Below are 24,311 nucleotides of genomic sequence, written 5' to 3'. Positions count from 1 at the left end.
TCTTTTACGTCTACAATACCAAAAAGACGATAAAAAAAAGATATCCTATTCAGATACCTCAAATAACCCACTACATTCTAATTCATCTTCGCTTACTACTATACTCATGGTAGTATCTTTACTAGTTGTAATATCAGCCTCATAATTTCCTTCACCATAAGTTCTAACTGTATTACTTGGAATTAGTTCAAATTCTGTCCCTTTTGGTATAACAAAATCATCTCTAAGTATTAACTTTTTATTCACTATCTCTCCTCCTAAAACCATTTTACATTTTATGATATAATTCTTTTAGTAGCTGTGCCTTAATATTTTACGGGGTGATATTTTTGAGTAAAAAACCAAGGCTTAAAGTTATTGATGAAAGCAAAACAGGTTTAAACCGTAAGTTTTTGGACACTAAAACTGGAAAAATCTTAACCCGTGGACAAGTTGCTGATAATATTGATGATTATCCTGATTACCATATAATGAAAAAAGATGGCAAAAGAATAATCAGATCAAATCCTAATAAGAGTAAAAAAGATAATTTAGATTAATTTTAAGGCACAGCTACAACGTTATTATTCATCTACTCCCACATCAAATAAAACATCATATCCATCTTTTATAATTATTTCTTCTTTTGATATAACTGCAATTACTTCATTTTCATTTTTTATGTCAATTACTGTAATATTATCCTTGATATCCATATTCACTAATCACACCTCTCTAAATAAGCATAATATTAGTGATGATTTAAACTATATTTTTTTAAGTCTTTAATCTAATTTTTCTATTAAACACTTCATAACATCAAACTCTAAAACAAGTTTCTGTTTTACTATATCATAACTAACATTTGATAATTCAGATGTAAGGCTTCCATACTATTACCCTCCTTTCAGACATAATAAAAGCACTCACCTTTTAATTTTTGGTTAAGTGCTTGTCAATCAATAATTTCTATTTTTTTAACTTCTGATTCATTAAAGCCTACATAAGGGTATTGGTCTGTTTTAATTGTAAGTTCCTCTAGGTTATTTTCGCTATCTCCTCTTGCTGTGAAACCATTAACTATCCCAATTAAAACTTGACCGTCAATAAATGTAACTTTTATTTTTTTACCGTAATCTAATTGTGGTATTTTTGAAAACCTCATTCTTCTTCCTCCTGATAATGTGGTACTATATGAGTCCTTTTCTTTGAATGGTGTATTTTTATAGAATTTGCTTGTTTGACACCTTTTAAACTAACTACAAAACCAATATTTTCATCCAAACTGATTATTTCCTTATTCGTTCTTCTTTCATTTCCATCTCTTTCTACTCTTCCAGTGCCAGCATACTTATTAAATAATTCCTGAACATCCACATCATCATAAAAGTAGCTTTTACCTTCTATTCTTGTTGATTCCATATGTGGAGCTTGTTTTTCAGGATTAATAACAGAACCAAAAGTACCATCTTTTAATCTCGATTTGACATAGTAGTTATCTTCAATTTTATTCCATTCCTCAACTTTATTATACTTCAACTCCTGGAACTCATCAAGGGACTTAACACCCAAATCTTTACCCAGCACTTCCTTGTATTTTTCATACTGTTTCTTATCAGAATACCTGTTTTTCCACTTCTTTTCAGCAAGCTTTGCCTCTGGGTTATTTTCAATATATTTTTTATGCCATTCCTTGTAATTCATATCCGCAGGTACTTTATAAGTTTTACCTGTTGCAGGATCTCTTGCTATTCTTTTATCCTCTAAATAATCTTCATCTTCATAATATGGTATAGTTGTAGTCCTACAGAATGGATGATATGGCGGATAATTAACTCCAACTACAGCCTTATCTACATCATATATTTTTCCATCTTCACTTCTGCATATATCAGATGTTTTCATATCCAATGTTGCAAGTATTTGATATTTTTCTACTCCATCCTCTTTATAAGCTGCAAGAGTACCTTGTTCAATAATAAAGCTGCTCTCTGTATAGAGCAGCCTGTAGGCTTCATATTCTTTTGTTTTGAATATTTTAGCGAAATCTTTTGATAGTGTACTTGGATTCTTGCCTTGTATTATCATGGTGGTAATACTTTCTTTCAATTTCTGGAGCATATGATCCTTTTGTTTCCAGATTCTACTTGAAAAATCCGCGCCACTCCAAGGATATTTGATTAACTCTTCAATGGTTCTAGGATTAATCTGTGCAAACTCTTGATGAAATCCATGGTACTGGTCTATGCTAAACCATGTTCTATAGTAAGAATCGGAATATACTTCTTTTAAAGTTTCCTCCCCTTTATATTGATATTCTATAGCATATAATCGCTGTAATATGGCGTCTATTTGTTTTTCTAATGCTTGATATCTTGTTATTCTTACTTTTATAGACATATTGTTAAGCTTCTGATTATACTTACCCATACTCTTATTAACAAGTTCTATAAAGTCCTTCAAATCACCTAATTCAACCTTATCTAAACTTTTTTGTGCATCCGCATAGGATACTCCGTTTTCATCAGCATATCTTACATAAAAATCATTAATAACAGCTTGAATCTCTTTTTTAGCCTGTTTAAATGCTTTCTCTAAATCTTTATAATATTCTTTAATCTTTTTCTCACCTGCAAGGAAGTTTTGTTCCTGTCGTTTTTCCCAATAGCTTTTGCCTTTACTATTCAAGCTTTATCACCTACTCTTCATCAAACATAGGCAATTCATTTGTTTTACTTTCTTTTTCAATTTGCTCAATTTCATTATCGACATCTTCAACCCATGGATGATTAGCAATAATTGTTTTATCAGATATAATTCCTTTACTATTTTGACAGTCTATAATAGCTTGTGATTCATTAATTGCTATGTCTCTATTAAATACTATTTTTATTTCTTTATCCGACACTGGTTGTTTCGTTATCTCCAAATATTTATTCACAAAATATATTAGTTGTTCAAAAGCCCACTTGAAGTTATCTTCCATAGCATTACATTTTAGGTCCAATCCAGAATACATAAATCTTAATGCTATACCTGAAGGATTATTGCCTAGCTTATCTTGGCTCTTATCTACCCCTTGGCCAAAGTCATATATATCCTTCTTCAAGGTTTCATAATGTTCTTTTGCTGCTTCAATGTTTATTGTCGTTTCAATTTTATCTACTCCTGCTTTTTCATCGGCATCAACCTTAATCATTCTATAATAAGATAAATCCCTCATGAATTCGCTTGGATCTTGTCCACCATAACCTTTGAGAACATATATAACATTCTTGATATCTTCTAACTCATTGGCTATATCTGATCTAGTCAAGTCATAGTTGTCGATAAGAGTCTTAATAAACTGTAAATCAGGCAGTTCATAATCATTATTCTTGAATGGAATAAAAGGAACTCTCTCCCAACTTCCTGGTTCATCATTTACCTTAAAATGCCCGTCGTAGTTATTTTCACCATCTAGATACATTTCTGAATCCAAAATTACTTCTCCATTTTCCATAACATAATAATCAACTGTTTCAGAAGTCCAGTATTCTATTTTGGTAACTATCTTCTTTTCTTTTCCTTCATATACTTCTATATCATAGTAACGAATAAGAGCTTGTAATTCTTCATGATCATTATCTTTCCATATAGGAACACATTGCTCAGAAGGTATTTTCATAGTTTTAAACTGACCACTTCCATCTATATACACATGAAGCCAGGCAATTCCTTTATTGCTGGCTTCTGTTCCTAACTGTGTAAGCTTTTTCTGAAATCTTTTTCCTAATGTTTGTTTGACTGCTTCTAAGTATTTTTCATCATCACAAGTTAATGTATAAGGTTTACTGAGCAAATAATTAACCTTATCATCAACAAGTAGATGCATAAATCCATGTGCTAGTCTATTGTTTGTTTTAGTTTCGTCTATTACTGGTTTTTCGTCTTCATATCTTATCATTTTTCGATTGAGTATATCATTTTCTACTCTGTAATATCTTTCACCGTCTAGCATCATTTTCCGTTCTTTAGAGGCATTAAACTCGTCTATAAATATCTTTATAATTTCTTCTTTTGTAAGCATATTAACGCTGTTATCAAATATTAACATCTAATCACCTCACTTAAATACCTGAATGCTTGGCTGCTTCATTACTATGGTATTAATGAAATACCTCATGGCGTCCATCGCATGATCAAATTGTTTTACGGGTTTATCCTCTCCTCTTTCTGCTGCTTTTTCGTCCCAAACGTAAGAAAAGAACTCCCTAAATGTGTTAATGCACTTATCATTAAAAAGTATCATTAACTCACTTAAAGCAGTTCCAACGTTCCTAATTCCTTCTAACACGTCATTTTCAGCTTTTCTAACTTTAAATTTCCCATGTTTTTTAATACAGGTTATAAAACTTGCTGCTGAAGGGTCTATTATAATAGCTTTTATTCTTCTATCTCCTGCAAACTTAACTAAATCCTTATAATATTCTTCATCAGTTTTTTGTTTGCCTGTTTCTCTACCTGAATAATAATACTCGTCTATTAAATACCATTTGCCACCACATAAACCCCATAGTAAAAATACTGTTGCATTATGAGTACCATAATCGCAACTAATGTAGTATTCTATATAATCTCGATCTTTTGTCCTTACTTTATGCTTTGATTCATCAAACATATCATAGATTAAGCCTTCTGCCATTACCCAAAGACCAAGGATATAACGTTTATAGAATACTCCTGAAAACATACGTCTAAATCTTTCTTTAACCTTTTCAGATAAACTTAAATTATCATCCATTGTAAAGTGAAGGTATAAAATATTTTTTTCTTTAGCTTTGTCTATAAACTCGGTCTTTATAAAATGATGCGGACTTCCTGGGTTGCAGTTCATAAAAATTTTAGCACCTTCTACAGAGCAACGCCCTATCATCTGATCAACAAAGTTTTGAGGAAATAATGCAACTTCATCTGCTAATGCTCCTGCTGCAGTAAGACCTTGCAGTCTATCCTGGGACCTTTCATTATTTGCATCATACATGTAATAAGTATTATTACCTATCACAATATAGTTTTCTGAACGATTATAGGTATAATTTAACCCCCAGGCATTAAGTATTTGAAGCATAGGGCCTATAACATTCTTTTTCAAAGCTCCTATTGTCTTACCAGCTAATATAAAATTCTCTCCATCAAAGTTTTTCAAGCTCCATCTAATAAAGGAGCATATCATTGCTATTGTTTTTCCACTTCTAATAGCTCCGTCAGCTATTACCATGTCTTTATCACAATGCGGGGATCCTTTATCATGCCAAAATAAAAGTTTTTTCTGTTTCATAGAGAAAGGTTTAAAAATAAAACCTTTAATTTTCTTCCTCTTCTTCGCCATCTTCTTCATCTCCAAATAATTCTTTTATTTCTTTTTCTGTTGGAGAAGTAGCTTTTATGAATTCATTTATAGACTCCTGGTTATCTTCATCAGGACCATTTATCTCTGCTTTCAATTTCTGTATCCTTAGTTTCTGTTCTTCTGTTACTAAATCTGACTTTAACATTTCTTCATATCTCTTTATCATGCTTCTAAGTTCAGACATTGCTCTAGATTGTGCTCGCAAAAAATTAGCCTGTTTATCCCAAGCATATTGAAATTCCCATTCTCTTTCTGTGAATATATCTCCATCCTTTTCCTTTTTAAGGTGTTTTGTAATATCTTCTTTATCTCTTACATACATAATCTTCTGAGCTCTTATTATCGCTGCATATTGTATCTGTATGTTTTCCCAAAGTATATCTATAGGATTTTTCTGCTCTATCTCTTGAATAATTTCTAATGTTTCATCAGGAAGATACTTTGAAAAAAATCCATGTTTTTCAGCGTTTTTATTCTTAGGTGGTGCTCCACCTTTATTTCCTATTGCATTTTTATTATTTAAGGGTGCACCCCTTTTATTTTTGTGTGCACCCTTTTTCTTTTCATCAGACCATTTATATCTTTTTATCCAAGACTTTAATGTATTTATGCTTAAATCGTATTTCTCACATATTTCCTTGTATTTTAATCCTTTCAAATAGTCAGCTTTTACTTTTTCTTTTATCTCATTCAACCTCACCACCTACTTATTTGAGTTGTTTTGAACATGAAAAAAGAGCCAGTTAAGGCTCTAGGCAATTACTATTAATATAATTAATAAACATATCAAAATACCTAAAATTAATTTTATTATGTTTATATAAATGTTTTTATTTAGTTTTGCTATTTTCTCTATTTTTGTTAAAAGTTTATTGTATTTTAGGTCTTTAATTTCTTTAGTTACTTCCATCAAATCTATCAAATATCTCTTTACATAATATTCGTGTTTGAATGTTTTAAATAATTTCTCTTCATTATCAAAATTATCTTTAATATTAGATATTAATTCATAAGCCATAAACAAATCTATTAATTCATCTTTTGTTAAATATGGACTTAATTTAACTATATATTTATCCCATTCTTTAGTGATATAAATAGGTATTTTCTGTATATCTGACTCTTTAAACATTATGTTATCACTATTTAATTCCAAACTTTCAATAATTCTTTCAAACCCGTTATATAACTGAAAATAAACTATTTTTGCGGTATTTCTAATATCTTTTTTCTCTTTATCTAAATATAGAAGTATAGTAATTATAGAACCTAAAATACTTCCTATAAATCCACTTAATAAATATGTAAATGTAATCATTATTTATCACCTTTTTTCATGCTTTATCAGTTAGAATTTATCTCAATAATTTTAAGACTTTTTATTTGTTCTTTCAATGTTATAGGATCATACTCCATCTTTTTTAAGGCAACAAACTCTGCTCTTTTATCTATTATCTTACAACATTTATGTACATGTTTATCCAGTATAAGTTCAAAATTCAATTCCATACCTTTTAATTGTTCTTCTTCGCATTCATGAATTAGTAATTTCCCGTTTTTGGCATGAGTATCAATTCTAAAAATTTCTCCTATAAAACTGATAGCCTTTTCATCTAATCTTGATTCTACAGTAAATAACTCTCTTTCTCTAGAAGTTATTTCGATTTTATCTTTTTTGCTCTTTTTATCAGTTATATTAATTTTTTTTACGTTTTCACCATCTATTTGTGATGTTAGATTCTTAAAATCATCAAAAGATCTTTTAACAAATTCAAAAGTTTTTACTCTAATGTTAATAGGTGCATAATTGTTTCCCTCAATCACAAGAATCAAGTTATCACCACTTTCACTTTGGTGAATATTTACTTTTTTCCCATCTCTATTAGCCTGAAGAATAGTCGTTAAATATGTATATCCTTCTTTGAAAAGATCAAATAATAATGAAGGAGAATACGCATTTACAATAGGATATGCTAGTTGCATTGCACCGCCTGCATATATCATTAATTCAGATAAAAATGAACCTTTTTTTATTTCTGTTACCTTTATCTTAAATAATTGTCTATCTTTTTTCGACATCCTTTCTTTATCTATTAAAGTTAAATATGCTTTATCTAAAATGTTCTGGAGATTTTGTAATACTGTTAGAGTATTATATAAGTCGAATCCATCATCAAATGATTTTCCTTCCATTCTAAAAGTAATTATTTTATCTTCTATATCTATTTCTTTCATTGTTATATGCCCCCTGTTTTTCCTTATATATGAAATTTCTACAAAAACAGAAGGATTCCTTTAATTTTTTATCGCAAGTTTCGACAATATTTGTATTGAAAATATGTTATTATCATTCTGATAGGTCCTGAAATAATCTAATAAAAGGAGGACTGCTTTATGGCAAAAACAAAAAATGGTAAAAAAATAGTACCTGTAAAACCTTATACTCGAACTGTTAATGGAAAAAAGGTAAAAGTTTCAGGTCATAGACGTTCTACACCTAATTAATAGTTAACATGCCCAGTAGTTCTCCGAGTTAGGGTCAAACTCTTATTTCACCTTACATCAGGACCTATCACTAAAATTCAACTTATTGTCTTTTAAAACTTGATATAATGCACTTTCTAGTATTGTTATCTTTTCATGTTCTAAATTTAATTCATATCTAAAATTTATCTGTTCTAGTATTTCATGTAACAATACAGATTCCTGATTCTCTTCAGGTAAAGAAGAATCTATAATTATTTCTAAGCTATTACCGCAACTCATTCCATTTGCACTAGTATCTCTGCTTAACTTATCATCAAATTTACAAATATAAGTATGCCCACCAATTTTAATCTTTTCCGGTATCCTCATTTTTACCTCCCATTTGTTTTAATATGCAACTTAAAAGTGGATTTAAAATAATAAAAAACACCCAACAATATGGGTGCTTAAAGCAGTAGCCTGTGTGATTATGCTCTCTGCTCAATATTATAATACCCCAATTGTAAATTTAAGTAAAGCAACTAAAACGCAACTAATTAGCAACTACATCATTCTCAAGTACATCTACACCGAATAAAGATACTGCTATTTTATTTACAGCTTGTTTCCTTATCTCTCTGCACCAAAATTCACTATATCTTACTGCATGAGCTATTTGCCACCATTGTTTAGCTTCAAAATACCTTTTTTCTATTATCTTCCTTTCTGAATCATTTAATGTTTCTAATGCTCTTTCTATTCTATTTACTAATCTTTTAGTTTTCTCAATTCTGTCTTTTAGCAATTCTTTTTTGCTTATCAAATCTATAGCTTCATTTTCAACAATTTTATTAATCTTATATGTAATACCAGTCTTTTCATTTTCATAATTAATAGCAGATACTCCAATAGGCTCTAATTCCTCTAACTCACTTTCCATATTCTTTATACTAATCTTTAAGGGTTTATAGTTATATAGAAACTTCTCTGTAGCTTTATAGTAATTCATTTACTCCACCTCACTTGTCTAATAGCACCTTTCACTCTTTTGTGTGCATCATGCTTCATAGCATCTTTTATAGAAATATCTCTTTGCTCTATTAGTTTCTCAAATAATCTCTGTTTTTGTTTATCATTTAGTAAATCTCTAATCTTTGCCATCTCTCACCCTCCTCTAGAAAACGTGTGAATCTAAAACAAAAACCCAGGGCTAATTTTGTTCACCCTGGGCTTCTCGAGCCTCTATTTTGTACATATGTATCGTCTTGCAATTTCTACATTTCAATTCAATTTTAAAAGTTTCATCATCAGGTACTTTACCTAAAAGCTTGTTGCAGTTTATGCATCGAATTTCTATTAGTGTTTCACTCATGACGTCCCTCCTATGCTGTCTTTTTAGCTTCAATTATCTCCTTAATCGGCACATATAAATGCCTATGATGTTCATACATATCAATAGCTTTATTTTTCAATCTATAAAATTCTTCTTCATCACCGTTTAAGTATCTTATAATACACCTTTTTATTAACTTTTGTATTTCTGTAGGCATTCACTCTCTCCCCTTTCAACTATTTAATCACTTTTAATGTTAAATCAGGGTACTTATACTCAAATAATTTCTTTTTTATCTTGAATACTTGAGTTTCCACTCCCTTGATATCTACTACTTCGGTAGTTCCATCATTGTTTACTATAACAAAGTCTGCTATGTATATTATTGGCCTATATTTACATCCATTCTTTTCAAAACTAGGTATAAGCTCGAATTTTTCTTGAATACCAAAATCTCTTATTTCTCCTGCTTGTTTTAGTAGCTTGAGTTTACAATAAAACTGTGCTTCTTTCTGACTGTCAAATGTTATTCCATCTACTACTACCTTTCTAGCGTTATATTTGTTTTTCTTTTTATTAGATTTTTCAAGATACTGCCTATACTGTTCTTTAGTCCATCTTACTCCCATTAATCCTCTACCACCCTTAAAACTTCTTTAAATTTCCACCCTCTATTTACTAACTTAACCACATGACGTTGTATTTTATTTTTTAAAATTCTAGGATTGTTTTCATTAACTCTGTCCAATATTCCAATACAAACTTGGATTACATCTAATGCTTCTTCTGCTATATTCTCAATTGCTTCTTCCCCGTAAATATTAGTTGTTGCTAATGCTAAACTCAATTCTTTAAACTCTTCTTTTAATTTTTGTTGATGTTGAGCCCAATCTTCCTTTTTATCTAAAACTGGTAATATAATTTCCACTTTTCACACCTTCTTTTTTTGCTAATTTTCTTAATCTATTCAGCTTTTTCTCGGCTGATAACATATCTATAATCGCTATATCTATAAGTTCAGGATCTTCTGCATGATTAAATATACTTTCTGCAACCTCAAGTTGAATTTCAGCTTGCCTAATACTTTGTAGTAGATCCATCCCATTCACTCCTTTGCAACATTTCTAATGCTTGTCCTATCAAAGGTTTAACACTCATTCCTCTTTCGATAGCTAACTGTTCTATTGCTTTGGAGAGTTCTAATACGAAATTGTTCATTTTATCCCTCCTAAACTTATATTTTGAACTAACTTACAACCTCCTCGCTATACATATCTTGTATGTCCCAACCTCTCTTTTCTACTTCTTCACGAGCTATTCTCCTGATTTCTTCAATAGTTTCAGCTTCTATTATGACTGAGTCGTTGTATTTTGTATTTACTATCCTCACTAGCATCATTTCACCTCCTATTATTCATTTCTTCTAATTTTCTCTCAAACTTCTCTCTCGCTTTTTTTTCTAGTTCTTCAGCTGTGTATTTTGAAGTTCTCTGTTCAAAGTTGTGAAATCTAGTTTGAAATGTTTTATTGCTATCTTTGTTACTGTTGTTATTGTCTTTTTTTAACTTTATACCACCGTCTCGTTTCCAATTTTGCAATATCCCCTCAACATATTTTTTAGTACGATAACCTCTTTTTTCAGCTTCTAACATTGCATTTTTACACCATTCAAAGCCATACATCTCTAAAATACTTTCTATCCAATCAGCAGTTAACCCGTTTGGCGTACCTATGCATTGCTCGTATAATTTAGCAAGCTCTTTGAAATGTTCATCAATGTTAAAATTTGTCATCTCATCCGTAGTACTACTACATATTTTTTGTTTAGTTTTGTTTATGTTTAGTTTATTAATAGCGACAGGTTGTGCGACACTTTGTGCGACACTTTGTGCGACAGGTTGTGCGACAGGTTGTGCGTCATTATTACGCACAAATGGAATTATTGTATAAACAGCAGATTGATTTCCTTTTCGTGATTTCCAATTTATTCTTCCTTTTTGCTTTAATTCATTTCTTGCTCTCTCTATAGTACGCCTTGTAAGTCCTGTTTTTGTTTCAAGGACCGATGTGGCTACAGCAAATTCCGTTATCCATCCGCATTTATTGTTTATGGCCATCAAAGCATGCCATAAAACAATAGCAGATGAAGATAAAGAATTTGTTTCGAGCCAATCGTAAAAGGCATTTATTTCTTTTATGTAGTTCAAGCTATCACCAACTTTAACTTTTCTTTTTCTTTAGTCTGGAGCTTAGAGCTTAATGCTCCAAGCTCCTATTTTATAAGGAGAACTAATTAATATCAGTTATGTTCATCTGTCCTTCTAGTTGTTCGTTATTTTTTTCTTCATCTTCTTTTACATCATCTTTAACTTCATATTCTACATTTTCAAATATATTTTCCAAATCGTTGTTAGAATCATGGTCTTGTCCTCTCTCAAAATTAATTTCTTCGCTATAAGCTTTTTGCATTTCAACTGATAAGATTCCCCATTTGCTTAACATGTTTCTTAAAACAGTCTTTTTAGCCATTGCATCATAGTCATTTTTCCAGCCATAATCAGATTTACTGAACTTCTTTCTATGTTTTTCTATTTGCTCTTTACTCCAGTAAACTGATTTTTTAAAACCATTAAGTAATTCAAAATATCCTGCATACCCTATAATTGCATCTGATTTTTTCTGTTCAAAATCTATTACAAGTTCTTCAGTGAGTGGATTCCAAGATATTAATTCACCTTCATGTACTTCTATGACATTAATTGCTTTATATTGTCCTGTTCTTAAAGCCAGTTGAATATACCCTTTATAACCCATAATAAAGGTTGCTTTATTACCATAAGGTACTATCCAAGCATAACCTAAATTTTTATCTACGGGTAAATCTAATGTTGCTGGTACCATACAACTTGCAATAATACTCATTGGATCACATTTTTGTAGATTTGTATCTGAATTAACCAAATTAATAATACTAGACATATACTGTGGAGCTCTTTGCTTTAAAATTTCCTCAAATCTTTTTTTAATAGCTTCGTTATTGAGTAATGATTTTACTGAATTAGTAATTGAAGATTGCTTTCTTTGGATCAATTGGTTTTTTAAACTTTTGTTTGTAGCCACTACATTACCTCCTTAATTTGGAATTTTCTATAATTTAAAGTTTTTATAACTTTGTTATAAATTTCAGGATATTTTTCTTTTAACAATTTTGTGTCTATCCTATTGCTAGAATAATTCTTCCATACAATCTCATAGTTACCAACTTGTCCTTTTTCAGCTTCTCCTAATTCATTTTTTATTTGATTTTCAATAGCTTTCAGTTCTTCTTCTTTTTCCTTGATTTCATTTTTTAATTGAAAATAACGACTAATTTTATCTTTGTATTCACTTTTCAAAGCAATTTCTAACCCTTCTTTAGCTTTTTTGAATCTTTCTTTTACATATTTCTCAGCAGCACTACTTCCATCTAAAATTGGTGGTATTCCTTTTAAAACATGTTCATGCCAAAACTTTTTTTCAGCTTCAATAATGATTTCTATAAGCTCATCATCTCGTTCGATTTCTTTCCAAATAAATTTATTTCCACCGATTAAACAAGCGATATAACCTTTTTCATATCCTGTAACTGCCAGATAGTGTTGAACTTGTACTAAATAGTTAGCAGGAACTTCTTCGTCTTCCCATTCATTTTTGTTATATGCTGATGTCGTTTTGCATTCTAATAAAGCATTTTCACCGACTATAACTCTATCAAGGTTTGCTATCATAAATGGATAATCTTTATTTTGTAAAATTTGATTTTTTCTTCTGACCTTCTTGCCTGTTCTTTTTTCAAATTCTTTAGCTACAATATTTTCAAGCACATTGCCCCAATAAATAAATTCATTATCTATTTCTTTTTCTTCGATTTCCCCTAATTTTTCTAAATAAACCTCAAAAGCTGTTTTATATTTATTGATTCCAAGTATTGCAGCTACATCGCTTCCACCGATACCTTTTTGTCTCCACTTTAACCACTCTTCGTGGCTTAAATCTATAGTTTTAATAAGTACATTTGCTTGCATAGTGTTCCCCCTTATCTCAAATAAGATGGTATATTCTCACCTATTCCAAGATAGTACTCCCAACCTTGTCCAAGATTTTCAAAGTCTGTTTCATGTTTTTCTATTTCTTCATCATCACAAATAACCTTGTCCAATTTTTCCTTGTAGAAAAATATCAGCTCATCAATTAATCCTTCTAATTCTGTCAAGAGCTCTTCCTCGTCTCTATCATCAGTAAGTAATTCAAATGCCTTACTCATGTTTTTAAGTTCTTCTATTCTTTCGATTATCTCTCTTTTATTCATACTCTCATCTCCTTGTCGGATAGTTCCCCATTATGTTATAATGGGGATAAGCGGAATATTTTTTATTTGGCCCAATTCTAAAGGGCTTCTTTTTTTATGTTTATTATTTTCATTCTTTAACCGTCCTCCACTTTAACGATTTAGTTTGAAATCATTAATGATATACAAGCACTCATTAATTCTTTTATCTCTTTAAGAGCTATGTTCCATTTTTTCTCTTCATTCTTTGATATTTCATCATCACAAGCTACTTCTATTAATGAATTATTTGCTTTATATACATCTGCCATTTCTTTTTGAAGTCTTAATACATTAGCTGATAATCTTCCTAAATTTATATCTGGAAGATACTTTTTCCCTACTGGGTCATTATTTTTTAAATGCATATACCAAAGCCACTTTGCATTATAGACTTCAATCATTCTACAAACTAATTCTCCAGATGGTAATAAAACTCCATTTTCATATGCACTCAATGTTCTCTTAGGTATTGGTAGCAATTCACTTGCTTGTTCTTGTGTTAAATTTGCATCAATTCTTGCCTTTTTATAAATAATTCCGCAGTACTTCCTCATTCTTTTTCACCACCTTTTCAATGTATAATTAAGTTAGAAGTAAATTATTTAGCCTCCCTTAAAAACTTAAGCTTTTCTGTCATCTCTCTCACCTTTTCAGAAAGCTCCTTCCCTGTGCACTTGATTACAAACAATCTTTTCTGCCTACCTGGTGTCTTGCTCATCAGGGCACCTCCTCTCCTTACCATTCGTTAATAACTTCTAAAGCTAATCTAGTACACTCATTTACCTTATTGACTATTTCAGATGAACATTCTCCTCTTTTGTATGCTTCATGTATTTCTTTCTTTAACTTTTCAATTCTTGCTATTTTCTGCTCTCTAGTCATTACAATCACCCTCTTTAATGCTCTTTCGAAGTTCATTTATTAATATTTCATATGCTTTTTCTCTCTGTTCTAGTGGTAGCTTATTTATTCTTCCTTCAATAATGTCTGCTATTGCTCTCGACATTAGTTTAGCTGCATATTCTTTATCCGGAATATTTACCACTACTTCAATTGGTTGTGCCATATTATCATCACCTCATTAAATGTTATGAAATTACTAGAATGTCCTATGCTTCTCTGCAATTTTTCACTATTTCTTGAAAATATCCAGGCAATCTCTTATCTACTACTGCATCTTTTTCCATACTTATCAATACTTTTCCATCTGCACAAACTGTAATAATATTTTTTTTCATACATTTTCATAGCAAGTTCCAATGTCATAAAAGTCATCCTTTTTACCCCCTTGTCGAATTTTGTATGAAGGTTTTCGCTCCTTTCTGTAGAATTTTTGAAACAGAAAGGAAGTGAATTAATTGAATCAAATTGAAATTAGAATAGCAATATTAGAAGATTTATATAATCAAGCAATCAATAAAGGTCGTATGGACGTCATGATTTCTCAAGAATTACTTGATAAATTTTCTTTAAATAATATAGATGATAATTTCCTCATCTTTAACCTTCTATATCTTGAAGATAAAGGTTTTATCGAAGTATATTGGGGCATGCAGCGTAAAATATTTGGCATAAAAATTACTTCGTTAGGTTGTGATATTGTAGAGTTTTACAAACTAGGTTTATCTTTTAACTCATTGAATAAAGAAAGTAAATTCGAAACTGTCTTAAAACAAATACTTAATTCTGGAAATGAAATTATTAAAAACTCTGCTATATCTTTAATAAATTTATATTTATCTAAATTTATTTCTTAGGAATATCCCAAGTTAATGTATTTACATTATGATAAAGTACTACTACTTCATCTGTATTTACAACACTTGTATACCTTATTACATTTTGACATATATTGAATACAACAAAACTTTCTTCAACAGACACTTTATTTTTCTTAAGTTCCAATAAAATATTATTAACTATCTTTTCAATACGCTTTGGATTTAATCCTAATTGCTTTACTTCCAAATTACTTCACCCCCTTTGTCGTAAGTTATCACTTCGGCAACTCTTTTTTCTAATGTCATCATCCTCACCTCCTTATGCTTTGTTCTCTTGTATTTTCATTACGCTAGTAGTAAAATTTTCTTGAGCCTGAACTTACCACTAACCTCCAGTGAAAGAAGGTGATACAATGGCTAAAACCAACAAAGAATTAGCTGTAGAAGTTGCTATTGCTTATATAGAATCTAGTAGTAATTTAAAATATCCCAACGGCAGTTCAAGAAATCTTATAAAACTACAATCAGTTATTAATATTATTAAAGAAGTTCATCAAACCCTTGAGTCGTTGGATAAAGATTAAATAACTTAGCTATCTCAACCATCGCCAAAGAAATATTTACTACAAGTTCAGGCTCATTTTTTGCTTCAGATCGACTTAACTCTCTTAATTGATTTAATTGCTCATACAAAATTTGTTCAACATTTTTTCCCTTTTCCATTCCCTTCACCCCCTTGTTAGGCTGATTGTTCAGTTTCTTTTAATAAGTCAGATATGTCTACTTCTAATGCTCGGGCTATAATCACTAATTTAGATATTGGAGGAATTATTTTCCCATTTTCATAACGACTAATTACTGTCTGCTCAATAGAAGTCATATCTGCTAATTGAACTTGAGTTATACCACGTTTATTTCTAAAATACCTTATTCTTTCACCGATTTTCTTCATTAGTAAAACCTCCTTTCATATACTATTATATACGTTTTACGTATAATGTCAATATAAATTATGCGTATTTTGTATATTTTTTATGTATTATTGTTTTATATACCTAATTAGGTTATCATTGAAATATAAAACAATATGCTTTTAACGCATAAATACAAAGGTGATAAAAATGTTTGATATTGGTGCTCGTATTAGAGAAATTCGTAAAAACAATAATATGACCATGACTGAATTAGCTAAAAAAGTCGGTTTAACTCAACCTCAATTGAGTCGTATAGAAAACAATATCAATATGGTTCAACTAGATACTTTAGAAAAAATTTGTGAAGTTTTTAATATGTCTTTATCTGAATTTTTCAAAGACCAAAATTCTAATAATGTTTCTCTTGATGATGTCGTTAAAGAACTTCAAAACCTTACACCTTCCCAACTTGAAGCTATAAAAATTGTTGCAAAAGCTTTCAATGAAAGGAAGTAATATTATGGTTAAACATCTATGGGAATTATCATTAAATCAAATTCCACTTGCTTGGTCTAAATTCTATGAAGATTCCTTACTTAATTATCCAGAAGGAAAGTATATTGAAATTAAGACCATTGATGGTCAAGTTTTTAAAACATGGGTAAATCCTGTACAATACAAAAACTTAATTGAACATTACTTTAATAAATTCAAAATCCAAGCTAAAGATTTATTAAAAAATCAAAATAATATAGATTTAAAAGATTTCATTCAACAATTAGTAGATATAGATGTTGCTTTATATAATTTACTTTTTGAATGGGCTTTTGAAAAAGACTCTATTGATGAAAATCCAAGACTTTATAATCCATATACATACTTTAGTTCAAAACAATACTATAATTACAATTTTTACTTTAGTCCTATAATGCAAACTAGTTTTGAGGAAACTTATGCTCCTTTAAGAATCTTTAATCAAGGAATTCCTATTAAGTATTCCTTTGATATAAGATAAAGTAAATTTATTTACCAAATAGGCTGCATATAAAGCATTCGAAATTTCTTGTTCGGTAAATTTTTTTCTCAATTCTAGTATCTTTTTAGCTACTTTTTCCGTAACTTTTATCTTATCTAAAGTTGCTATTACAACTTCATTTCCTTTAACAGTTACAACAATTTTCTCCAACTTTTTACCACTTATTTCCATTCCCTTCACCCCCTTGTTAGGCTGATTGTTCAGTCTCTTTTAATAAGTCAGATATGTCTACTTCTAATGCTTGAGCTATGCGTTTCAACGTCTGTAAAGAAGGTTTAGCCTTCTCATTTTCAATTTTAGATATCATTGTTACATCTATATCTGCCTTATCTGCTATTGTTTGTTGAGTTAACCCTAATTTATTTCTGAAATACTTTAATCTTTGACCTAACATTTGGATTTCACTCCTTTCAATACTTATTATATTGAATTTAATTCAATATGTCAATAATAATTTTGAATTTAATTCAATATTTTATTTTTTTAATTTATTTGATATTATTAAAGTTGAATAATATTCAATAGGAGTTAGATTGCTATGATGATTGGTGAACGTTTTGCATATTTTAGAAAACTAAATAATTTGTCTGCTAATAAGCTTGCTAAAGAATTATCAGTTGACCCATCAACTATTAGTAAAATAGAAAAAGGTAATTCCTTGCCATCTTTACAACTTTTAATTAAATACTGCAACTATTTTAATATAACTTTAGCCGATTTCTTTGCTCCAGAAGGTACTTCCGAACCTTTAAGAAACGATTTAAAAGACTTTTTAAATGTTGTTAAAGATTTATCCCCTGAACAAGTCAAGGCTTTTACACAAGCTTTCAAAACTATAAAGAAATAAGAAACTCCCATTCATTGTTTTTATCCATCCCCTTCCCCCCTTGTTAGGCTGTTGCATTTCACGCAACTTCTTCGCTAAAAAAAATTCTAATAATATCATCTTCTGTCATTTTCAATATACTTTTTAACTTCCTTATTTCTTCAACAGTAAAATCAATTAAACCATTTTCTCGTTTTGAATATGATGTCTCACTCATACCCATCTCTCTAGCCAGAGCTTTTTGAGTAAACCCATTTTTAATTCTTAATGATTTTAACTCTCTGCTTAACATAATCTCACCTCCATGTTGTTGCTTTTAAATCAACTCTTAATTTTATTATACTCTTTTAACACAACTTGTCAATAGCTTTTTTAAAAAAAGTTTCCTGTAACGCAATATTTATTTCTTTCAAAGCAACTTATATTATAATAAATATAAGGTGGTGAAGAATTTGGCTACTGCTACTTTTGGAGAAAGGTTCAAACAATTAAGAAAAGAAAAAAATATGACCCAAGAAGAATTAGCAAAAAAGTTTTTCCTAAACAAAAGTTCCATTTCAAGATATGAACAAAACAAACAAGTTCCTGAAATGGATTTACTAAAAGGATTTGCTGATTTCTTTAATGTTTCAATAGACTACCTCCTAGGTCGTACAGATATCCGCAATCCAGAAAAAGAGCTTACACCTGAAGAAAAATATCCAGAAGTAACTGATGTAGAAGAAGCTATGAAAATAATACTTGAACAACCTGGTCTTATGCTGAACGGTGAACTTCTTACTGACGAGGATAAAATTATCCTAGCTAATGCAATACAAATGGGATTAAGGACTGCCGAGGAAATGAGGAAAAAAAGGAAAGAGAGTAAAAAAACTGATTAAAAAAATATTAGTAGAATCTCTCCAAATATCTTATAATAAAATAAAAGAAGAAAAAATAAAGGAGAGAGTAAAATGAATTTTAAGTTATCGATAGCAAAAAAAATAATCAAACAACAAAAAAATATTGAAAAAAACGGTAAATATATGAGAAAAGAATTTGAGGAGGAATGGAATAAATGGGGGACCAAATCAAAAGAGAAGATAAAATTTCTTTGATAGATTTTTTATATAGAGATGTGAATTTAATTAATTCATTATATGCACAAGCTTTTAGAGGAAACCTCCTTTTAATTCAAAAAAATCAACAATCTTCTTTAGAAAGTAATTCTTCTTTTGGTACGGATATAAAGTTGGCACAATTAAAGTCAGAAGGAAAAGAAATAGACACTGATAGTATAAGCAAAAACATAGATCCTCATGATGCTAAAATAATAGATTTATTTAATGAATTAAGCATACCAGTACATGATACATCTTTAGAATACTGTAAAGATGGACAACTTGTTTTAATAAAAGGCAATCTGAAAATTAGAAATCTTGATACTATAAAAAATTCACTTCCTGTAATAGAAGCTTTAGGTATTTTTGATGAACTTAATTTTTCTTTAGATTTAGATAATCTGCCTAAAAAGAAAAATAAAAAAAATGGGAAAAATAAATTCTCTAATTTTATAAAAAGGATTTTAGAACTGATGCCAAGCGGAATTGAATTAGAAGTTAATACTAAATATGGAGAAAAAATTGTAGGACCTATAAAAGAAAAATTTTTGTCCCAAAGTTCAAACGATATTTTGAGAGTGTTTGGAACTAATATTCCTGGAGAATGGTCAGTTATAGGAATAATTAATAAACTACCAGGTTATAGCACAGATTATACTGATGACATGAATAACAACTTAAGAGACATAGCAGACATAATTTCTCAGGCTTTATCTCAATCACTAAATAATGACCCTCATCAGTTTGCTATTACTCCAATAATTGTATATAGAGAGTTAATTTATTGATACTCTTATATATTATCTAATTCTTTATTAAAAATATTAATAACTTTTTGCTTTAATTTTTCCATCTTTATACACTCCTTTATAATATGTTTTTATTATATCATATAAATAAAATGCTATTCAAAACCGGCTTCGATTTGAAAATCTAATTAAATAGAAAGGATGTTTAATATGGAAAACAAAGTATATGAATTACTAGAAAAAATGTATGTTGAGATGAATGAAAAATTCTCAAATCTTGAAAACGAAATTAAAACTATCAATAATCGTCTTAATAACCTTGAAGAAGGGCAAAAAAAATTAGAAGAAGGACAAAGAAAACTTGGATCTGATATAAAGGAACTAAAACAAGGTCAAGAATTAATAAAAGACCATATCGACCAACTAGATTCCAAAAATGCTAACAGGCATATTGAAGCATTTTATAAGCTTAACAATATTGAAAAAGATATAAAGTTTATAAAACACAAGCTTCATCAAACAGAAGAAGATGTATTTGATATTAAAGACTATCTAAAAATTATAAAATAAAAACCTTCAAATCATAAGTAATCAACAGGAACAAGGGGGATTATTATTGGTTAAACAAATAGTACTAGGACTTATAGAACTATATGATACTAAAGACCCTTTTGAACTTTGTGATTGTTTAGATATCATCGTTACTAAACACCCTATGGGCAATAAGATACATGGTTTCTTTCAAAAAACTAATGATGGAATAGAAATACTGCATATAAATAGTGAACTAGATTATCATATGCAGAAATATATATGTGCACACGAACTTGGACATGCTATACTTCAACCAGAATTATCTATTGGTTTCTTTATTGAACATCCGCTTCAAATAAAAACAAAGGCTGAAATTCAAGCTGACAAATTCGCTGCAGAACTACTAGTTCCAGATGATTTGCTAATAAGATATCCTGATTTTACTCTCAAACAAGTTGCTGCAGCTGAAAATATTCCTTTAGAACTGCTAAAACTCAAATTTAATATTAAGATTTGAGTATTTTTTAGAACTTTTTAACCGAACATAAGTTCGACAATTTTCGACAATAATCAACATTTTGTAAGGAGGTGATTTGGTGGGAATTACAGCTCCAGGATTTTGACATGAATATTTTTGTATAATTTGTATAATAGACATGAATTTTTATTATAATAAGGGGAGTTACTGCTAATGTATAAAACAGTATTTTTTTATAAACTAGATATAAAGAAGACTATGCAGAACGATTATTATTCTGAATCAGATTTTTATAATATATTCAATGATCGTTTAAATAAAAATGATATAAAAATAAATACTGATTCAAACTGGGGGAATTATTATTCTTGCTTAATCAATAATGATTTAGTTGTTGATATATTAACACATACTAATGAGTATATGTTTGCAACAATAGGTAAAACAAAAAATAAAAATGTCTTTAGACGTTTTAGAAATTTAAAAAATTTAACTCATAAAGATTTATCCTTAGATCCAAATACTTCACTTGAAGATTATACATACTTTTTATTAGATTACTCTTTTGGGGTAATTTCTGTTTTAAATACTAAAAGTGCTCCTAGTATAAAAAAATTTAAAAACATATTATCATATTACGGGAGCATGGAACCACATATTTATCCTATAAAAAACAATAACATTAAATCTAAACTTGGAAAAGTTAAAGAAATTGGCGGTCTTCGTCTTACCTTTGCTATTCCACCTTATGAAATTTTAGCTAAACAAAAACAAAATCCAAGTTTTGAAATTTTAAATCGTTTTCGCAATGATGGTTTTGAAAAATGTGATTTAATATTTTATTTAGATAGAAAAAACCCAAAAAGAAAAAACCCTAAAAACATAATAAAACATGTTTTAGATACATATAAATTAATTAAAGAATCAAATGACAATAAATATAAACTTGAAAAATTGGGTTTAATTGCAACCCTTGATGAAGAACAGCAGCAAACTATCGATATTTTTGAATTATATTTTACAAAAGGGGTAAAAATTGAAATAGATAATGATTTTTCTGAAAAAAATATACTAAACTTATTAAAATCTGTGTATAATGAATTAAAAGGAGAAATATTGGGTAATATTAGATTACACTCAAAGCAAGGTGAATAAAATGTATATAATGACAAATTTGTGGGAAGATATAAAGTCTTTTTTAAGAGTAAATTATGTATGGTTTTTCCCTACTATTTGCACTTTAGCTTTTCAAATAATATTTTGGGTACTAAATAAAAATAATAATCTAGATTTAAGTAAGATTGACTATAACTCTGTCTTAACAATTAATTTAACTTTAGCAGGTTTTTTATTAACTGCTATTGCTATAATGACAAGTATCAGAGATAAAGAATTTATTCAAATACTAATCGAGATGAATTATTGGCAATTGATTGAGCATAGTGTATTTTTAGGTATAGTTTTCCATATAATATCTGCGTTAATAGCATTTTATATCTTGATTACCTCTCTGACAAGTATTTTAATCTTTAATATTATGATAAATTCATTACTTATTGGATTAACTTATTTTCTTTTAGTGGTCTTCTGGTTAAAACAAGCATTAAAATATGTTTAGCTCTAAATATATCAGAAGATTATTTTTTTTATATTATTTGTCCGACCATATATTCTTTTTTTATAAAAGCTACTTTCAAGTAGCTTTTATCTTTTCTTCAAAAATCATATAATTAATATATTAATACCTAGAAAGGTGATAGCATGAGAATTGCGATATACTCTAGAAAATCAAAGTTTACTGGCAAAGGCGAATCTACACAAAATCAAATTGAAATGTGCAAGGAATATGCTAAAAAGCACTTTGCAAATATTGAAGACTTCTTAATTTATGAAGATGAAGGTTTTTCTGGCGGTAATACAGATAGGCCTGAATATAGACGTATGATAAAAGATGCTCGAAATGGCAAATTTGACGTTTTAATGTGTTATAGATTAGATAGGATTAGTAGAAATATTGCAGACTTTTCTGATACTATAGAAATATTACAAGACAACGATATTGCTTTTGTTTCAGTAAGAGAACAGTTTGATACTTCTACCCCTATGGGTAGAGCTATGATGTACATAGCAAGTGTTTTCGCTCAATTAGAACGTGAAACTATTGCAGAACGTATAAGAGATAATATGCTTCAACTAGCACGCTCTGGTAGATGGCTAGGTGGTAGAACACCTTTGGGGTATAAGTCAGAGCCTATAGAATACTATGATGCTGACATGAATAAAAGAAAAATGTACAAATTATCTGCTATACCAGAAGAATTAAAGCTAGTTAAAATTTTATATAAAAAATTTTTAGAATTTGGAACTCTAACAAAACTTGAAAGTTGGACACTAGAAAATAATATAAAAACTAGATCTAATAATTATTTTGATAGAAAATCACTCAAACTTATCTTAACAAATCCAGTTTACTTAATAGCTGATGAATTAGCTTATGAGTATTTTAAATCGCTTAAATCTGACATAGCATGTAGTAAAAATGATTTTGATGGCATACACGGACTTATGGTATTCAATAAGCATCAAGAAAAGAAATCAAAAGTAATCAGAAAAGATGAAGAAGAATGGATTATAGCTGTAGGAAAACATAAAGGAATAATAGAATCTAAAGATTGGATACAAGTACAAAATCTGATTAAAGAAAATAGCAAAAAGGCTCCTAGAGCTGGTACAGGACAATATGGGCTTATAACTCCTCTTTTAAAATGTTCATGTGGTTCTAAAATGAGAGTATCTATTAATAAGAAATCTTATGGAACATATTATTACTATAAATGTCTTATGAAAGAAAGATCTCGTGGCTCTAGATGTAATGTTAAAAATTTGAATGGAAAAGCTACCGATGAACTAATCATTAATGAACTAAAAAAGATGGCCAAAAGCGATAGTGAATTAATGAAAAATTTAGAGCGAAGAAGAAACAATATATCTAATTTAAAATCTGAAGCATATTGCAAAAAGAAAGAATTAGAAAAAGAACTGGCCGAAAAAGAAAAAGCTATTAGAAATCTTACTATTCAACTATCTCAAAATGAAAGTTCTACAGCTGCAAAATATATAATAGAACAAATAGAAAATTTAGATAAAGAAATTAAAAAAATAAAAGATAAGTTATATAACATAAATGAAAAAGAAGAAATCAATTTAATTGAAAAAAATAATTTGGACATGATAAAAGACTTATTAAAACATTTTGCTAATACTGTAGATAATCTAAACTTTGAAGAGAAGAAAAAATTTTTAAGACAGATTGTAAATGAAATTGTTTGGGACGGAAAAAAACTAGAAATTAATATAATCGGACAGGATAGATAATCCTGTCCGTCTTTTTGTGCATATAGCAGAAGCTATATC

47 protein-coding genes are annotated in these 24,311 nt (G+C 29.2%); 14 read left to right on the top strand and 33 right to left on the bottom strand.

The genetic code is table 11. The annotated features are described in order from the left end of the window. Positions 1–45: 45 nt before the first annotated feature. Positions 46–246 (bottom strand): hypothetical protein, encoded by a 201-nt coding sequence (locus BUB51_RS05640; RefSeq protein ID WP_073196174.1) that lies wholly within the window; start codon positions 244–246, stop codon positions 46–48. Positions 247–329: 83 nt separating this feature from the next. Here BUB51_RS05640 and BUB51_RS05635 point away from each other — a divergent pair, with 83 nt between their 5' ends. Next, positions 330–539 (top strand): DUF3892 domain-containing protein, encoded by a 210-nt coding sequence (locus tag BUB51_RS05635; RefSeq protein ID WP_073196172.1) that lies wholly within the window; start codon positions 330–332, stop codon positions 537–539. A 24-nt stretch (positions 540–563) separates the two neighbouring features. Here the strand turns inward: BUB51_RS05635 and BUB51_RS13055 are convergent, their stop codons facing one another. The 26 genes from BUB51_RS13055 to BUB51_RS13575 all read right to left on the bottom strand — a co-directional run bounded on the left by BUB51_RS13055 (position 564) and on the right by BUB51_RS13575 (position 14,777). Further along, on the bottom strand, positions 564–701 hold the full coding sequence (locus BUB51_RS13055; protein ID WP_159430389.1) for a hypothetical protein: 138 nt from the start codon (positions 699–701) through the stop codon (positions 564–566). A 233-nt stretch (positions 702–934) separates the two neighbouring features. After that, a complete protein-coding gene (locus BUB51_RS05630; protein ID WP_073196171.1) occupies positions 935–1,144 on the bottom strand; it encodes a hypothetical protein in 210 nt (69 codons plus the stop codon). Further along, positions 1,141–2,667, bottom strand: a complete 1,527-nt coding sequence (locus BUB51_RS05625) for a minor capsid protein (protein ID WP_073196169.1) — start codon at positions 2,665–2,667, stop codon at positions 1,141–1,143. The genes BUB51_RS05630 and BUB51_RS05625 overlap by 4 nt, the downstream gene beginning before the upstream one ends. A 10-nt stretch (positions 2,668–2,677) precedes the next feature. After that, the gene (locus BUB51_RS05620; RefSeq protein WP_073196167.1) at positions 2,678–4,075 is read right to left on the bottom strand and encodes a phage portal protein; all 1,398 of its coding nucleotides are present in this window, start codon (positions 4,073–4,075) and stop codon (positions 2,678–2,680) included. Positions 4,076–4,084: 9 nt separating this feature from the next. Further along, positions 4,085–5,350, bottom strand: coding sequence for a PBSX family phage terminase large subunit (locus BUB51_RS05615; RefSeq protein WP_073196166.1), 1,266 nt, complete (start codon positions 5,348–5,350; stop codon positions 4,085–4,087). Then, the gene (terS, locus tag BUB51_RS05610) at positions 5,325–6,065 is read right to left on the bottom strand and encodes a phage terminase small subunit (protein WP_073196164.1); all 741 of its coding nucleotides are present in this window, start codon (positions 6,063–6,065) and stop codon (positions 5,325–5,327) included. Before terS ends, BUB51_RS05615 begins: the two co-directional genes overlap by 26 nt. A gap of 57 nt (positions 6,066–6,122) precedes the next feature. After that, entirely contained in the window at positions 6,123–6,689 is a 567-nt protein-coding gene (locus tag BUB51_RS05605) for a hypothetical protein (RefSeq protein ID WP_073196162.1), read from the bottom strand. A gap of 26 nt (positions 6,690–6,715) precedes the next feature. Next, on the bottom strand, positions 6,716–7,606 hold the full coding sequence (locus tag BUB51_RS05600) for a hypothetical protein (protein WP_073196160.1): 891 nt from the start codon (positions 7,604–7,606) through the stop codon (positions 6,716–6,718). Between the two features lie 327 nt (positions 7,607–7,933). Then, positions 7,934–8,227, bottom strand: a complete 294-nt coding sequence (locus BUB51_RS05595; protein WP_073196158.1) for a hypothetical protein — start codon at positions 8,225–8,227, stop codon at positions 7,934–7,936. Between the two features lie 163 nt (positions 8,228–8,390). Next, entirely contained in the window at positions 8,391–8,846 is a 456-nt protein-coding gene (locus BUB51_RS05590) for a hypothetical protein (RefSeq protein WP_083599524.1), read from the bottom strand. After that, the gene (locus tag BUB51_RS13050) at positions 8,843–8,998 is read right to left on the bottom strand and encodes a hypothetical protein (protein WP_159430388.1); all 156 of its coding nucleotides are present in this window, start codon (positions 8,996–8,998) and stop codon (positions 8,843–8,845) included. Before BUB51_RS13050 ends, BUB51_RS05590 begins: the two co-directional genes overlap by 4 nt. Positions 8,999–9,047: 49 nt before the next feature. Continuing rightward, the gene (locus tag BUB51_RS12870; RefSeq protein WP_143153571.1) at positions 9,048–9,209 is read right to left on the bottom strand and encodes a Com family DNA-binding transcriptional regulator; all 162 of its coding nucleotides are present in this window, start codon (positions 9,207–9,209) and stop codon (positions 9,048–9,050) included. 10 nt (positions 9,210–9,219) lie between these two features. Further along, positions 9,220–9,387: a hypothetical protein gene (locus tag BUB51_RS13045; protein ID WP_159430387.1), complete on the bottom strand. Its 168-nt coding sequence runs from the start codon at positions 9,385–9,387 to the stop codon at positions 9,220–9,222. 19 nt (positions 9,388–9,406) lie between these two features. Further along, positions 9,407–9,799: a DUF1064 domain-containing protein gene (locus BUB51_RS05585; RefSeq protein WP_073196157.1), complete on the bottom strand. Its 393-nt coding sequence runs from the start codon at positions 9,797–9,799 to the stop codon at positions 9,407–9,409. Beyond that, positions 9,799–10,098, bottom strand: a complete 300-nt coding sequence (locus tag BUB51_RS05580; protein WP_242945557.1) for a nucleotide pyrophosphohydrolase — start codon at positions 10,096–10,098, stop codon at positions 9,799–9,801. Before BUB51_RS05580 ends, BUB51_RS05585 begins: the two co-directional genes overlap by 1 nt. Beyond that, positions 10,070–10,270, bottom strand: a complete 201-nt coding sequence (locus BUB51_RS05575; RefSeq protein ID WP_035162126.1) for a hypothetical protein — start codon at positions 10,268–10,270, stop codon at positions 10,070–10,072. The genes BUB51_RS05580 and BUB51_RS05575 overlap by 29 nt, the downstream gene beginning before the upstream one ends. Then, complete coding sequence (locus tag BUB51_RS13040; protein ID WP_159430386.1) at positions 10,248–10,388, bottom strand: hypothetical protein; 141 nt, start codon at positions 10,386–10,388, stop codon at positions 10,248–10,250. The genes BUB51_RS05575 and BUB51_RS13040 overlap by 23 nt, the downstream gene beginning before the upstream one ends. Positions 10,389–10,416: 28 nt before the next feature. After that, on the bottom strand, positions 10,417–10,569 hold the full coding sequence (locus BUB51_RS13035) for a hypothetical protein (RefSeq protein ID WP_159430385.1): 153 nt from the start codon (positions 10,567–10,569) through the stop codon (positions 10,417–10,419). Position 10,570: 1 nt separating this feature from the next. Continuing rightward, positions 10,571–11,287, bottom strand: coding sequence for a DnaD domain-containing protein (locus BUB51_RS05570; protein ID WP_242945556.1), 717 nt, complete (start codon positions 11,285–11,287; stop codon positions 10,571–10,573). A 172-nt stretch (positions 11,288–11,459) separates the two neighbouring features. Beyond that, positions 11,460–12,290, bottom strand: coding sequence for a recombinase RecT (locus BUB51_RS05565; RefSeq protein WP_073196153.1), 831 nt, complete (start codon positions 12,288–12,290; stop codon positions 11,460–11,462). After that, a complete protein-coding gene (locus tag BUB51_RS05560) occupies positions 12,290–13,234 on the bottom strand; it encodes a YqaJ viral recombinase family nuclease (RefSeq protein WP_073196152.1) in 945 nt (314 codons plus the stop codon). Before BUB51_RS05560 ends, BUB51_RS05565 begins: the two co-directional genes overlap by 1 nt. Positions 13,235–13,245: 11 nt before the next feature. Next, complete coding sequence (locus BUB51_RS05555) at positions 13,246–13,518, bottom strand: hypothetical protein (RefSeq protein WP_073196150.1); 273 nt, start codon at positions 13,516–13,518, stop codon at positions 13,246–13,248. Positions 13,519–13,658: 140 nt separating this feature from the next. Next, a complete protein-coding gene (locus BUB51_RS05550; protein ID WP_035162137.1) occupies positions 13,659–14,093 on the bottom strand; it encodes a helix-turn-helix domain-containing protein in 435 nt (144 codons plus the stop codon). A 181-nt stretch (positions 14,094–14,274) separates the two neighbouring features. After that, positions 14,275–14,421, bottom strand: a complete 147-nt coding sequence (locus BUB51_RS13030; protein ID WP_159430384.1) for a hypothetical protein — start codon at positions 14,419–14,421, stop codon at positions 14,275–14,277. Then, positions 14,414–14,605, bottom strand: a complete 192-nt coding sequence (locus BUB51_RS05545; protein WP_073196148.1) for a hypothetical protein — start codon at positions 14,603–14,605, stop codon at positions 14,414–14,416. The genes BUB51_RS13030 and BUB51_RS05545 overlap by 8 nt, the downstream gene beginning before the upstream one ends. Positions 14,606–14,648: 43 nt before the next feature. Beyond that, positions 14,649–14,777: a hypothetical protein gene (locus tag BUB51_RS13575; RefSeq protein ID WP_278294223.1), complete on the bottom strand. Its 129-nt coding sequence runs from the start codon at positions 14,775–14,777 to the stop codon at positions 14,649–14,651. A 120-nt stretch (positions 14,778–14,897) separates the two neighbouring features. On the opposite strand from BUB51_RS13575, the gene BUB51_RS05540 reads away from it, so the two are divergent. Then, on the top strand, positions 14,898–15,296 hold the full coding sequence (locus tag BUB51_RS05540) for a hypothetical protein (protein WP_073196147.1): 399 nt from the start codon (positions 14,898–14,900) through the stop codon (positions 15,294–15,296). Here BUB51_RS05540 and BUB51_RS05535 read toward each other — a convergent pair. Continuing rightward, positions 15,286–15,507, bottom strand: coding sequence for a hypothetical protein (locus BUB51_RS05535; RefSeq protein ID WP_073196145.1), 222 nt, complete (start codon positions 15,505–15,507; stop codon positions 15,286–15,288). The genes BUB51_RS05540 and BUB51_RS05535 overlap by 11 nt on opposite strands. 166 nt (positions 15,508–15,673) lie before the next feature. Between BUB51_RS05535 and BUB51_RS13025 the strand changes: the two genes are divergently transcribed. Then, positions 15,674–15,844: a hypothetical protein gene (locus BUB51_RS13025; protein WP_159430383.1), complete on the top strand. Its 171-nt coding sequence runs from the start codon at positions 15,674–15,676 to the stop codon at positions 15,842–15,844. On the opposite strand, the gene BUB51_RS05530 is transcribed toward BUB51_RS13025, so the two are convergent. Together BUB51_RS05530 and BUB51_RS05525 are read right to left on the bottom strand one after the other, a co-directional pair. Further along, on the bottom strand, positions 15,801–15,983 hold the full coding sequence (locus tag BUB51_RS05530) for a hypothetical protein (RefSeq protein ID WP_073196143.1): 183 nt from the start codon (positions 15,981–15,983) through the stop codon (positions 15,801–15,803). The two genes, BUB51_RS13025 and BUB51_RS05530, sit on opposite strands and share 44 nt — an antisense overlap. A gap of 16 nt (positions 15,984–15,999) precedes the next feature. Continuing rightward, positions 16,000–16,212: a helix-turn-helix domain-containing protein gene (locus BUB51_RS05525; RefSeq protein ID WP_073196141.1), complete on the bottom strand. Its 213-nt coding sequence runs from the start codon at positions 16,210–16,212 to the stop codon at positions 16,000–16,002. 169 nt (positions 16,213–16,381) lie between these two features. Between BUB51_RS05525 and BUB51_RS05520 the strand changes: the two genes are divergently transcribed. Further along, positions 16,382–16,690, top strand: coding sequence for a helix-turn-helix domain-containing protein (locus BUB51_RS05520; protein ID WP_073196139.1), 309 nt, complete (start codon positions 16,382–16,384; stop codon positions 16,688–16,690). A gap of 4 nt (positions 16,691–16,694) precedes the next feature. Next, positions 16,695–17,189 carry a hypothetical protein gene (locus BUB51_RS05515; protein ID WP_073196137.1) on the top strand — a complete coding sequence of 165 codons (495 nt, stop codon included), beginning with the start codon at positions 16,695–16,697 and terminating at the stop codon, positions 17,187–17,189. Here the strand turns inward: BUB51_RS05515 and BUB51_RS05510 are convergent. Beyond that, positions 17,136–17,381 carry a hypothetical protein gene (locus BUB51_RS05510; RefSeq protein WP_073196135.1) on the bottom strand — a complete coding sequence of 82 codons (246 nt, stop codon included), beginning with the start codon at positions 17,379–17,381 and terminating at the stop codon, positions 17,136–17,138. The genes BUB51_RS05515 and BUB51_RS05510 overlap by 54 nt on opposite strands. A 16-nt stretch (positions 17,382–17,397) precedes the next feature. Then, complete coding sequence (locus BUB51_RS05505; RefSeq protein WP_035162142.1) at positions 17,398–17,604, bottom strand: helix-turn-helix domain-containing protein; 207 nt, start codon at positions 17,602–17,604, stop codon at positions 17,398–17,400. 144 nt (positions 17,605–17,748) lie between these two features. On the opposite strand from BUB51_RS05505, the gene BUB51_RS05500 reads away from it, so the two are divergent. Further along, positions 17,749–18,057 carry a helix-turn-helix domain-containing protein gene (locus BUB51_RS05500; protein WP_073196134.1) on the top strand — a complete coding sequence of 103 codons (309 nt, stop codon included), beginning with the start codon at positions 17,749–17,751 and terminating at the stop codon, positions 18,055–18,057. Positions 18,058–18,115: 58 nt separating this feature from the next. On the opposite strand, the gene BUB51_RS05495 is transcribed toward BUB51_RS05500, so the two are convergent. After that, positions 18,116–18,328, bottom strand: a complete 213-nt coding sequence (locus BUB51_RS05495; protein ID WP_073196132.1) for a helix-turn-helix transcriptional regulator — start codon at positions 18,326–18,328, stop codon at positions 18,116–18,118. Positions 18,329–18,488: 160 nt separating this feature from the next. Between BUB51_RS05495 and BUB51_RS13415 the strand changes: the two genes are divergently transcribed. The 8 genes from BUB51_RS13415 to BUB51_RS05460 all read left to right on the top strand — a co-directional run bounded on the left by BUB51_RS13415 (position 18,489) and on the right by BUB51_RS05460 (position 24,272). Then, the gene (locus tag BUB51_RS13415) at positions 18,489–18,917 is read left to right on the top strand and encodes a helix-turn-helix domain-containing protein (protein WP_242945555.1); all 429 of its coding nucleotides are present in this window, start codon (positions 18,489–18,491) and stop codon (positions 18,915–18,917) included. A 72-nt stretch (positions 18,918–18,989) separates the two neighbouring features. Further along, positions 18,990–19,133 (top strand): hypothetical protein, encoded by a 144-nt coding sequence (locus BUB51_RS13020; RefSeq protein WP_159430382.1) that lies wholly within the window; start codon positions 18,990–18,992, stop codon positions 19,131–19,133. Beyond that, positions 19,094–19,924 carry a DUF6414 family protein gene (locus BUB51_RS05485; protein WP_073196130.1) on the top strand — a complete coding sequence of 277 codons (831 nt, stop codon included), beginning with the start codon at positions 19,094–19,096 and terminating at the stop codon, positions 19,922–19,924. Before BUB51_RS13020 ends, BUB51_RS05485 begins: the two co-directional genes overlap by 40 nt. 171 nt (positions 19,925–20,095) lie before the next feature. After that, a complete protein-coding gene (locus BUB51_RS05480; RefSeq protein ID WP_073196128.1) occupies positions 20,096–20,455 on the top strand; it encodes a hypothetical protein in 360 nt (119 codons plus the stop codon). A 46-nt stretch (positions 20,456–20,501) separates the two neighbouring features. After that, a complete protein-coding gene (locus BUB51_RS05475) occupies positions 20,502–20,936 on the top strand; it encodes an ImmA/IrrE family metallo-endopeptidase (protein WP_073196127.1) in 435 nt (144 codons plus the stop codon). Between the two features lie 174 nt (positions 20,937–21,110). Beyond that, entirely contained in the window at positions 21,111–22,052 is a 942-nt protein-coding gene (locus BUB51_RS05470) for a hypothetical protein (protein ID WP_073196125.1), read from the top strand. Between the two features lies 1 nt (position 22,053). Then, positions 22,054–22,515 (top strand): hypothetical protein, encoded by a 462-nt coding sequence (locus BUB51_RS05465; RefSeq protein ID WP_073196123.1) that lies wholly within the window; start codon positions 22,054–22,056, stop codon positions 22,513–22,515. Positions 22,516–22,658: 143 nt separating this feature from the next. Next, a complete protein-coding gene (locus BUB51_RS05460; RefSeq protein WP_073196122.1) occupies positions 22,659–24,272 on the top strand; it encodes a recombinase family protein in 1,614 nt (537 codons plus the stop codon). The last annotated feature ends 39 nt before the right edge of the window (positions 24,273–24,311 follow it).

This window comes from Caloranaerobacter azorensis DSM 13643, from assembly GCF_900129995.1.
GTDB classification, from domain to species: Bacteria; Bacillota; Clostridia; order Tissierellales; family Thermohalobacteraceae; genus Caloranaerobacter; species Caloranaerobacter azorensis.
Note: the sequence above shows the minus strand (reverse complement) of the source record. Positions and strands in the feature narration are given on the sequence as shown.

Coding starts and splice junctions, on each gene's coding strand:
- BUB51_RS05470 (WP_073196125.1), top strand. CDS start 21,111: ATGTATAAAACAGTATTTTTTTATAAACTAGATATAAAGAAGACTATG.
- BUB51_RS05525 (WP_073196141.1), bottom strand. CDS start 16,212: ATGAAGAAAATCGGTGAAAGAATAAGGTATTTTAGAAATAAACGTGGT.
- BUB51_RS13045 (WP_159430387.1), bottom strand. CDS start 9,387: ATGCCTACAGAAATACAAAAGTTAATAAAAAGGTGTATTATAAGATAC.
- BUB51_RS13025 (WP_159430383.1), top strand. CDS start 15,674: ATGGCTAAAACCAACAAAGAATTAGCTGTAGAAGTTGCTATTGCTTAT.
- BUB51_RS13050 (WP_159430388.1), bottom strand. CDS start 8,998: ATGGCAAAGATTAGAGATTTACTAAATGATAAACAAAAACAGAGATTA.
- BUB51_RS05615 (WP_073196166.1), bottom strand. CDS start 5,350: ATGGCGAAGAAGAGGAAGAAAATTAAAGGTTTTATTTTTAAACCTTTC.
- BUB51_RS05560 (WP_073196152.1), bottom strand. CDS start 13,234: ATGCAAGCAAATGTACTTATTAAAACTATAGATTTAAGCCACGAAGAG.
- BUB51_RS05600 (WP_073196160.1), bottom strand. CDS start 7,606: ATGAAAGAAATAGATATAGAAGATAAAATAATTACTTTTAGAATGGAA.
- BUB51_RS13040 (WP_159430386.1), bottom strand. CDS start 10,388: ATGAACAATTTCGTATTAGAACTCTCCAAAGCAATAGAACAGTTAGCT.
- BUB51_RS05570 (WP_242945556.1), bottom strand. CDS start 11,287: ATGGCCATAAACAATAAATGCGGATGGATAACGGAATTTGCTGTAGCC.
- BUB51_RS05520 (WP_073196139.1), top strand. CDS start 16,382: ATGTTTGATATTGGTGCTCGTATTAGAGAAATTCGTAAAAACAATAAT.
- BUB51_RS05595 (WP_073196158.1), bottom strand. CDS start 8,227: ATGAGGATACCGGAAAAGATTAAAATTGGTGGGCATACTTATATTTGT.
- BUB51_RS05460 (WP_073196122.1), top strand. CDS start 22,659: ATGAGAATTGCGATATACTCTAGAAAATCAAAGTTTACTGGCAAAGGC.
- BUB51_RS13035 (WP_159430385.1), bottom strand. CDS start 10,569: ATGATGCTAGTGAGGATAGTAAATACAAAATACAACGACTCAGTCATA.
- BUB51_RS05620 (WP_073196167.1), bottom strand. CDS start 4,075: ATGTTAATATTTGATAACAGCGTTAATATGCTTACAAAAGAAGAAATT.
- BUB51_RS05485 (WP_073196130.1), top strand. CDS start 19,094: ATGGGGGACCAAATCAAAAGAGAAGATAAAATTTCTTTGATAGATTTT.
- BUB51_RS05515 (WP_073196137.1), top strand. CDS start 16,695: ATGGTTAAACATCTATGGGAATTATCATTAAATCAAATTCCACTTGCT.
- BUB51_RS05500 (WP_073196134.1), top strand. CDS start 17,749: ATGATGATTGGTGAACGTTTTGCATATTTTAGAAAACTAAATAATTTG.
- BUB51_RS05605 (WP_073196162.1), bottom strand. CDS start 6,689: ATGATTACATTTACATATTTATTAAGTGGATTTATAGGAAGTATTTTA.
- BUB51_RS05555 (WP_073196150.1), bottom strand. CDS start 13,518: ATGAATAAAAGAGAGATAATCGAAAGAATAGAAGAACTTAAAAACATG.
- BUB51_RS05510 (WP_073196135.1), bottom strand. CDS start 17,381: ATGGAAATAAGTGGTAAAAAGTTGGAGAAAATTGTTGTAACTGTTAAA.
- BUB51_RS13575 (WP_278294223.1), bottom strand. CDS start 14,777: ATGAAAAAAAATATTATTACAGTTTGTGCAGATGGAAAAGTATTGATA.
- BUB51_RS05550 (WP_035162137.1), bottom strand. CDS start 14,093: ATGAGGAAGTACTGCGGAATTATTTATAAAAAGGCAAGAATTGATGCA.
- BUB51_RS05465 (WP_073196123.1), top strand. CDS start 22,054: ATGTATATAATGACAAATTTGTGGGAAGATATAAAGTCTTTTTTAAGA.
- BUB51_RS05480 (WP_073196128.1), top strand. CDS start 20,096: ATGGAAAACAAAGTATATGAATTACTAGAAAAAATGTATGTTGAGATG.
- BUB51_RS05530 (WP_073196143.1), bottom strand. CDS start 15,983: ATGGAAAAGGGAAAAAATGTTGAACAAATTTTGTATGAGCAATTAAAT.
- BUB51_RS05590 (WP_083599524.1), bottom strand. CDS start 8,846: ATGAATTACTATAAAGCTACAGAGAAGTTTCTATATAACTATAAACCC.
- BUB51_RS05585 (WP_073196157.1), bottom strand. CDS start 9,799: ATGGGAGTAAGATGGACTAAAGAACAGTATAGGCAGTATCTTGAAAAA.
- BUB51_RS05575 (WP_035162126.1), bottom strand. CDS start 10,270: ATGGATCTACTACAAAGTATTAGGCAAGCTGAAATTCAACTTGAGGTT.
- BUB51_RS13030 (WP_159430384.1), bottom strand. CDS start 14,421: ATGACTAGAGAGCAGAAAATAGCAAGAATTGAAAAGTTAAAGAAAGAA.
- BUB51_RS05630 (WP_073196171.1), bottom strand. CDS start 1,144: ATGAGGTTTTCAAAAATACCACAATTAGATTACGGTAAAAAAATAAAA.
- BUB51_RS05545 (WP_073196148.1), bottom strand. CDS start 14,605: ATGGCACAACCAATTGAAGTAGTGGTAAATATTCCGGATAAAGAATAT.
- BUB51_RS05505 (WP_035162142.1), bottom strand. CDS start 17,604: ATGTTAGGTCAAAGATTAAAGTATTTCAGAAATAAATTAGGGTTAACT.
- BUB51_RS12870 (WP_143153571.1), bottom strand. CDS start 9,209: ATGAGTGAAACACTAATAGAAATTCGATGCATAAACTGCAACAAGCTT.
- BUB51_RS13020 (WP_159430382.1), top strand. CDS start 18,990: ATGAATTTTAAGTTATCGATAGCAAAAAAAATAATCAAACAACAAAAA.
- BUB51_RS05495 (WP_073196132.1), bottom strand. CDS start 18,328: ATGTTAAGCAGAGAGTTAAAATCATTAAGAATTAAAAATGGGTTTACT.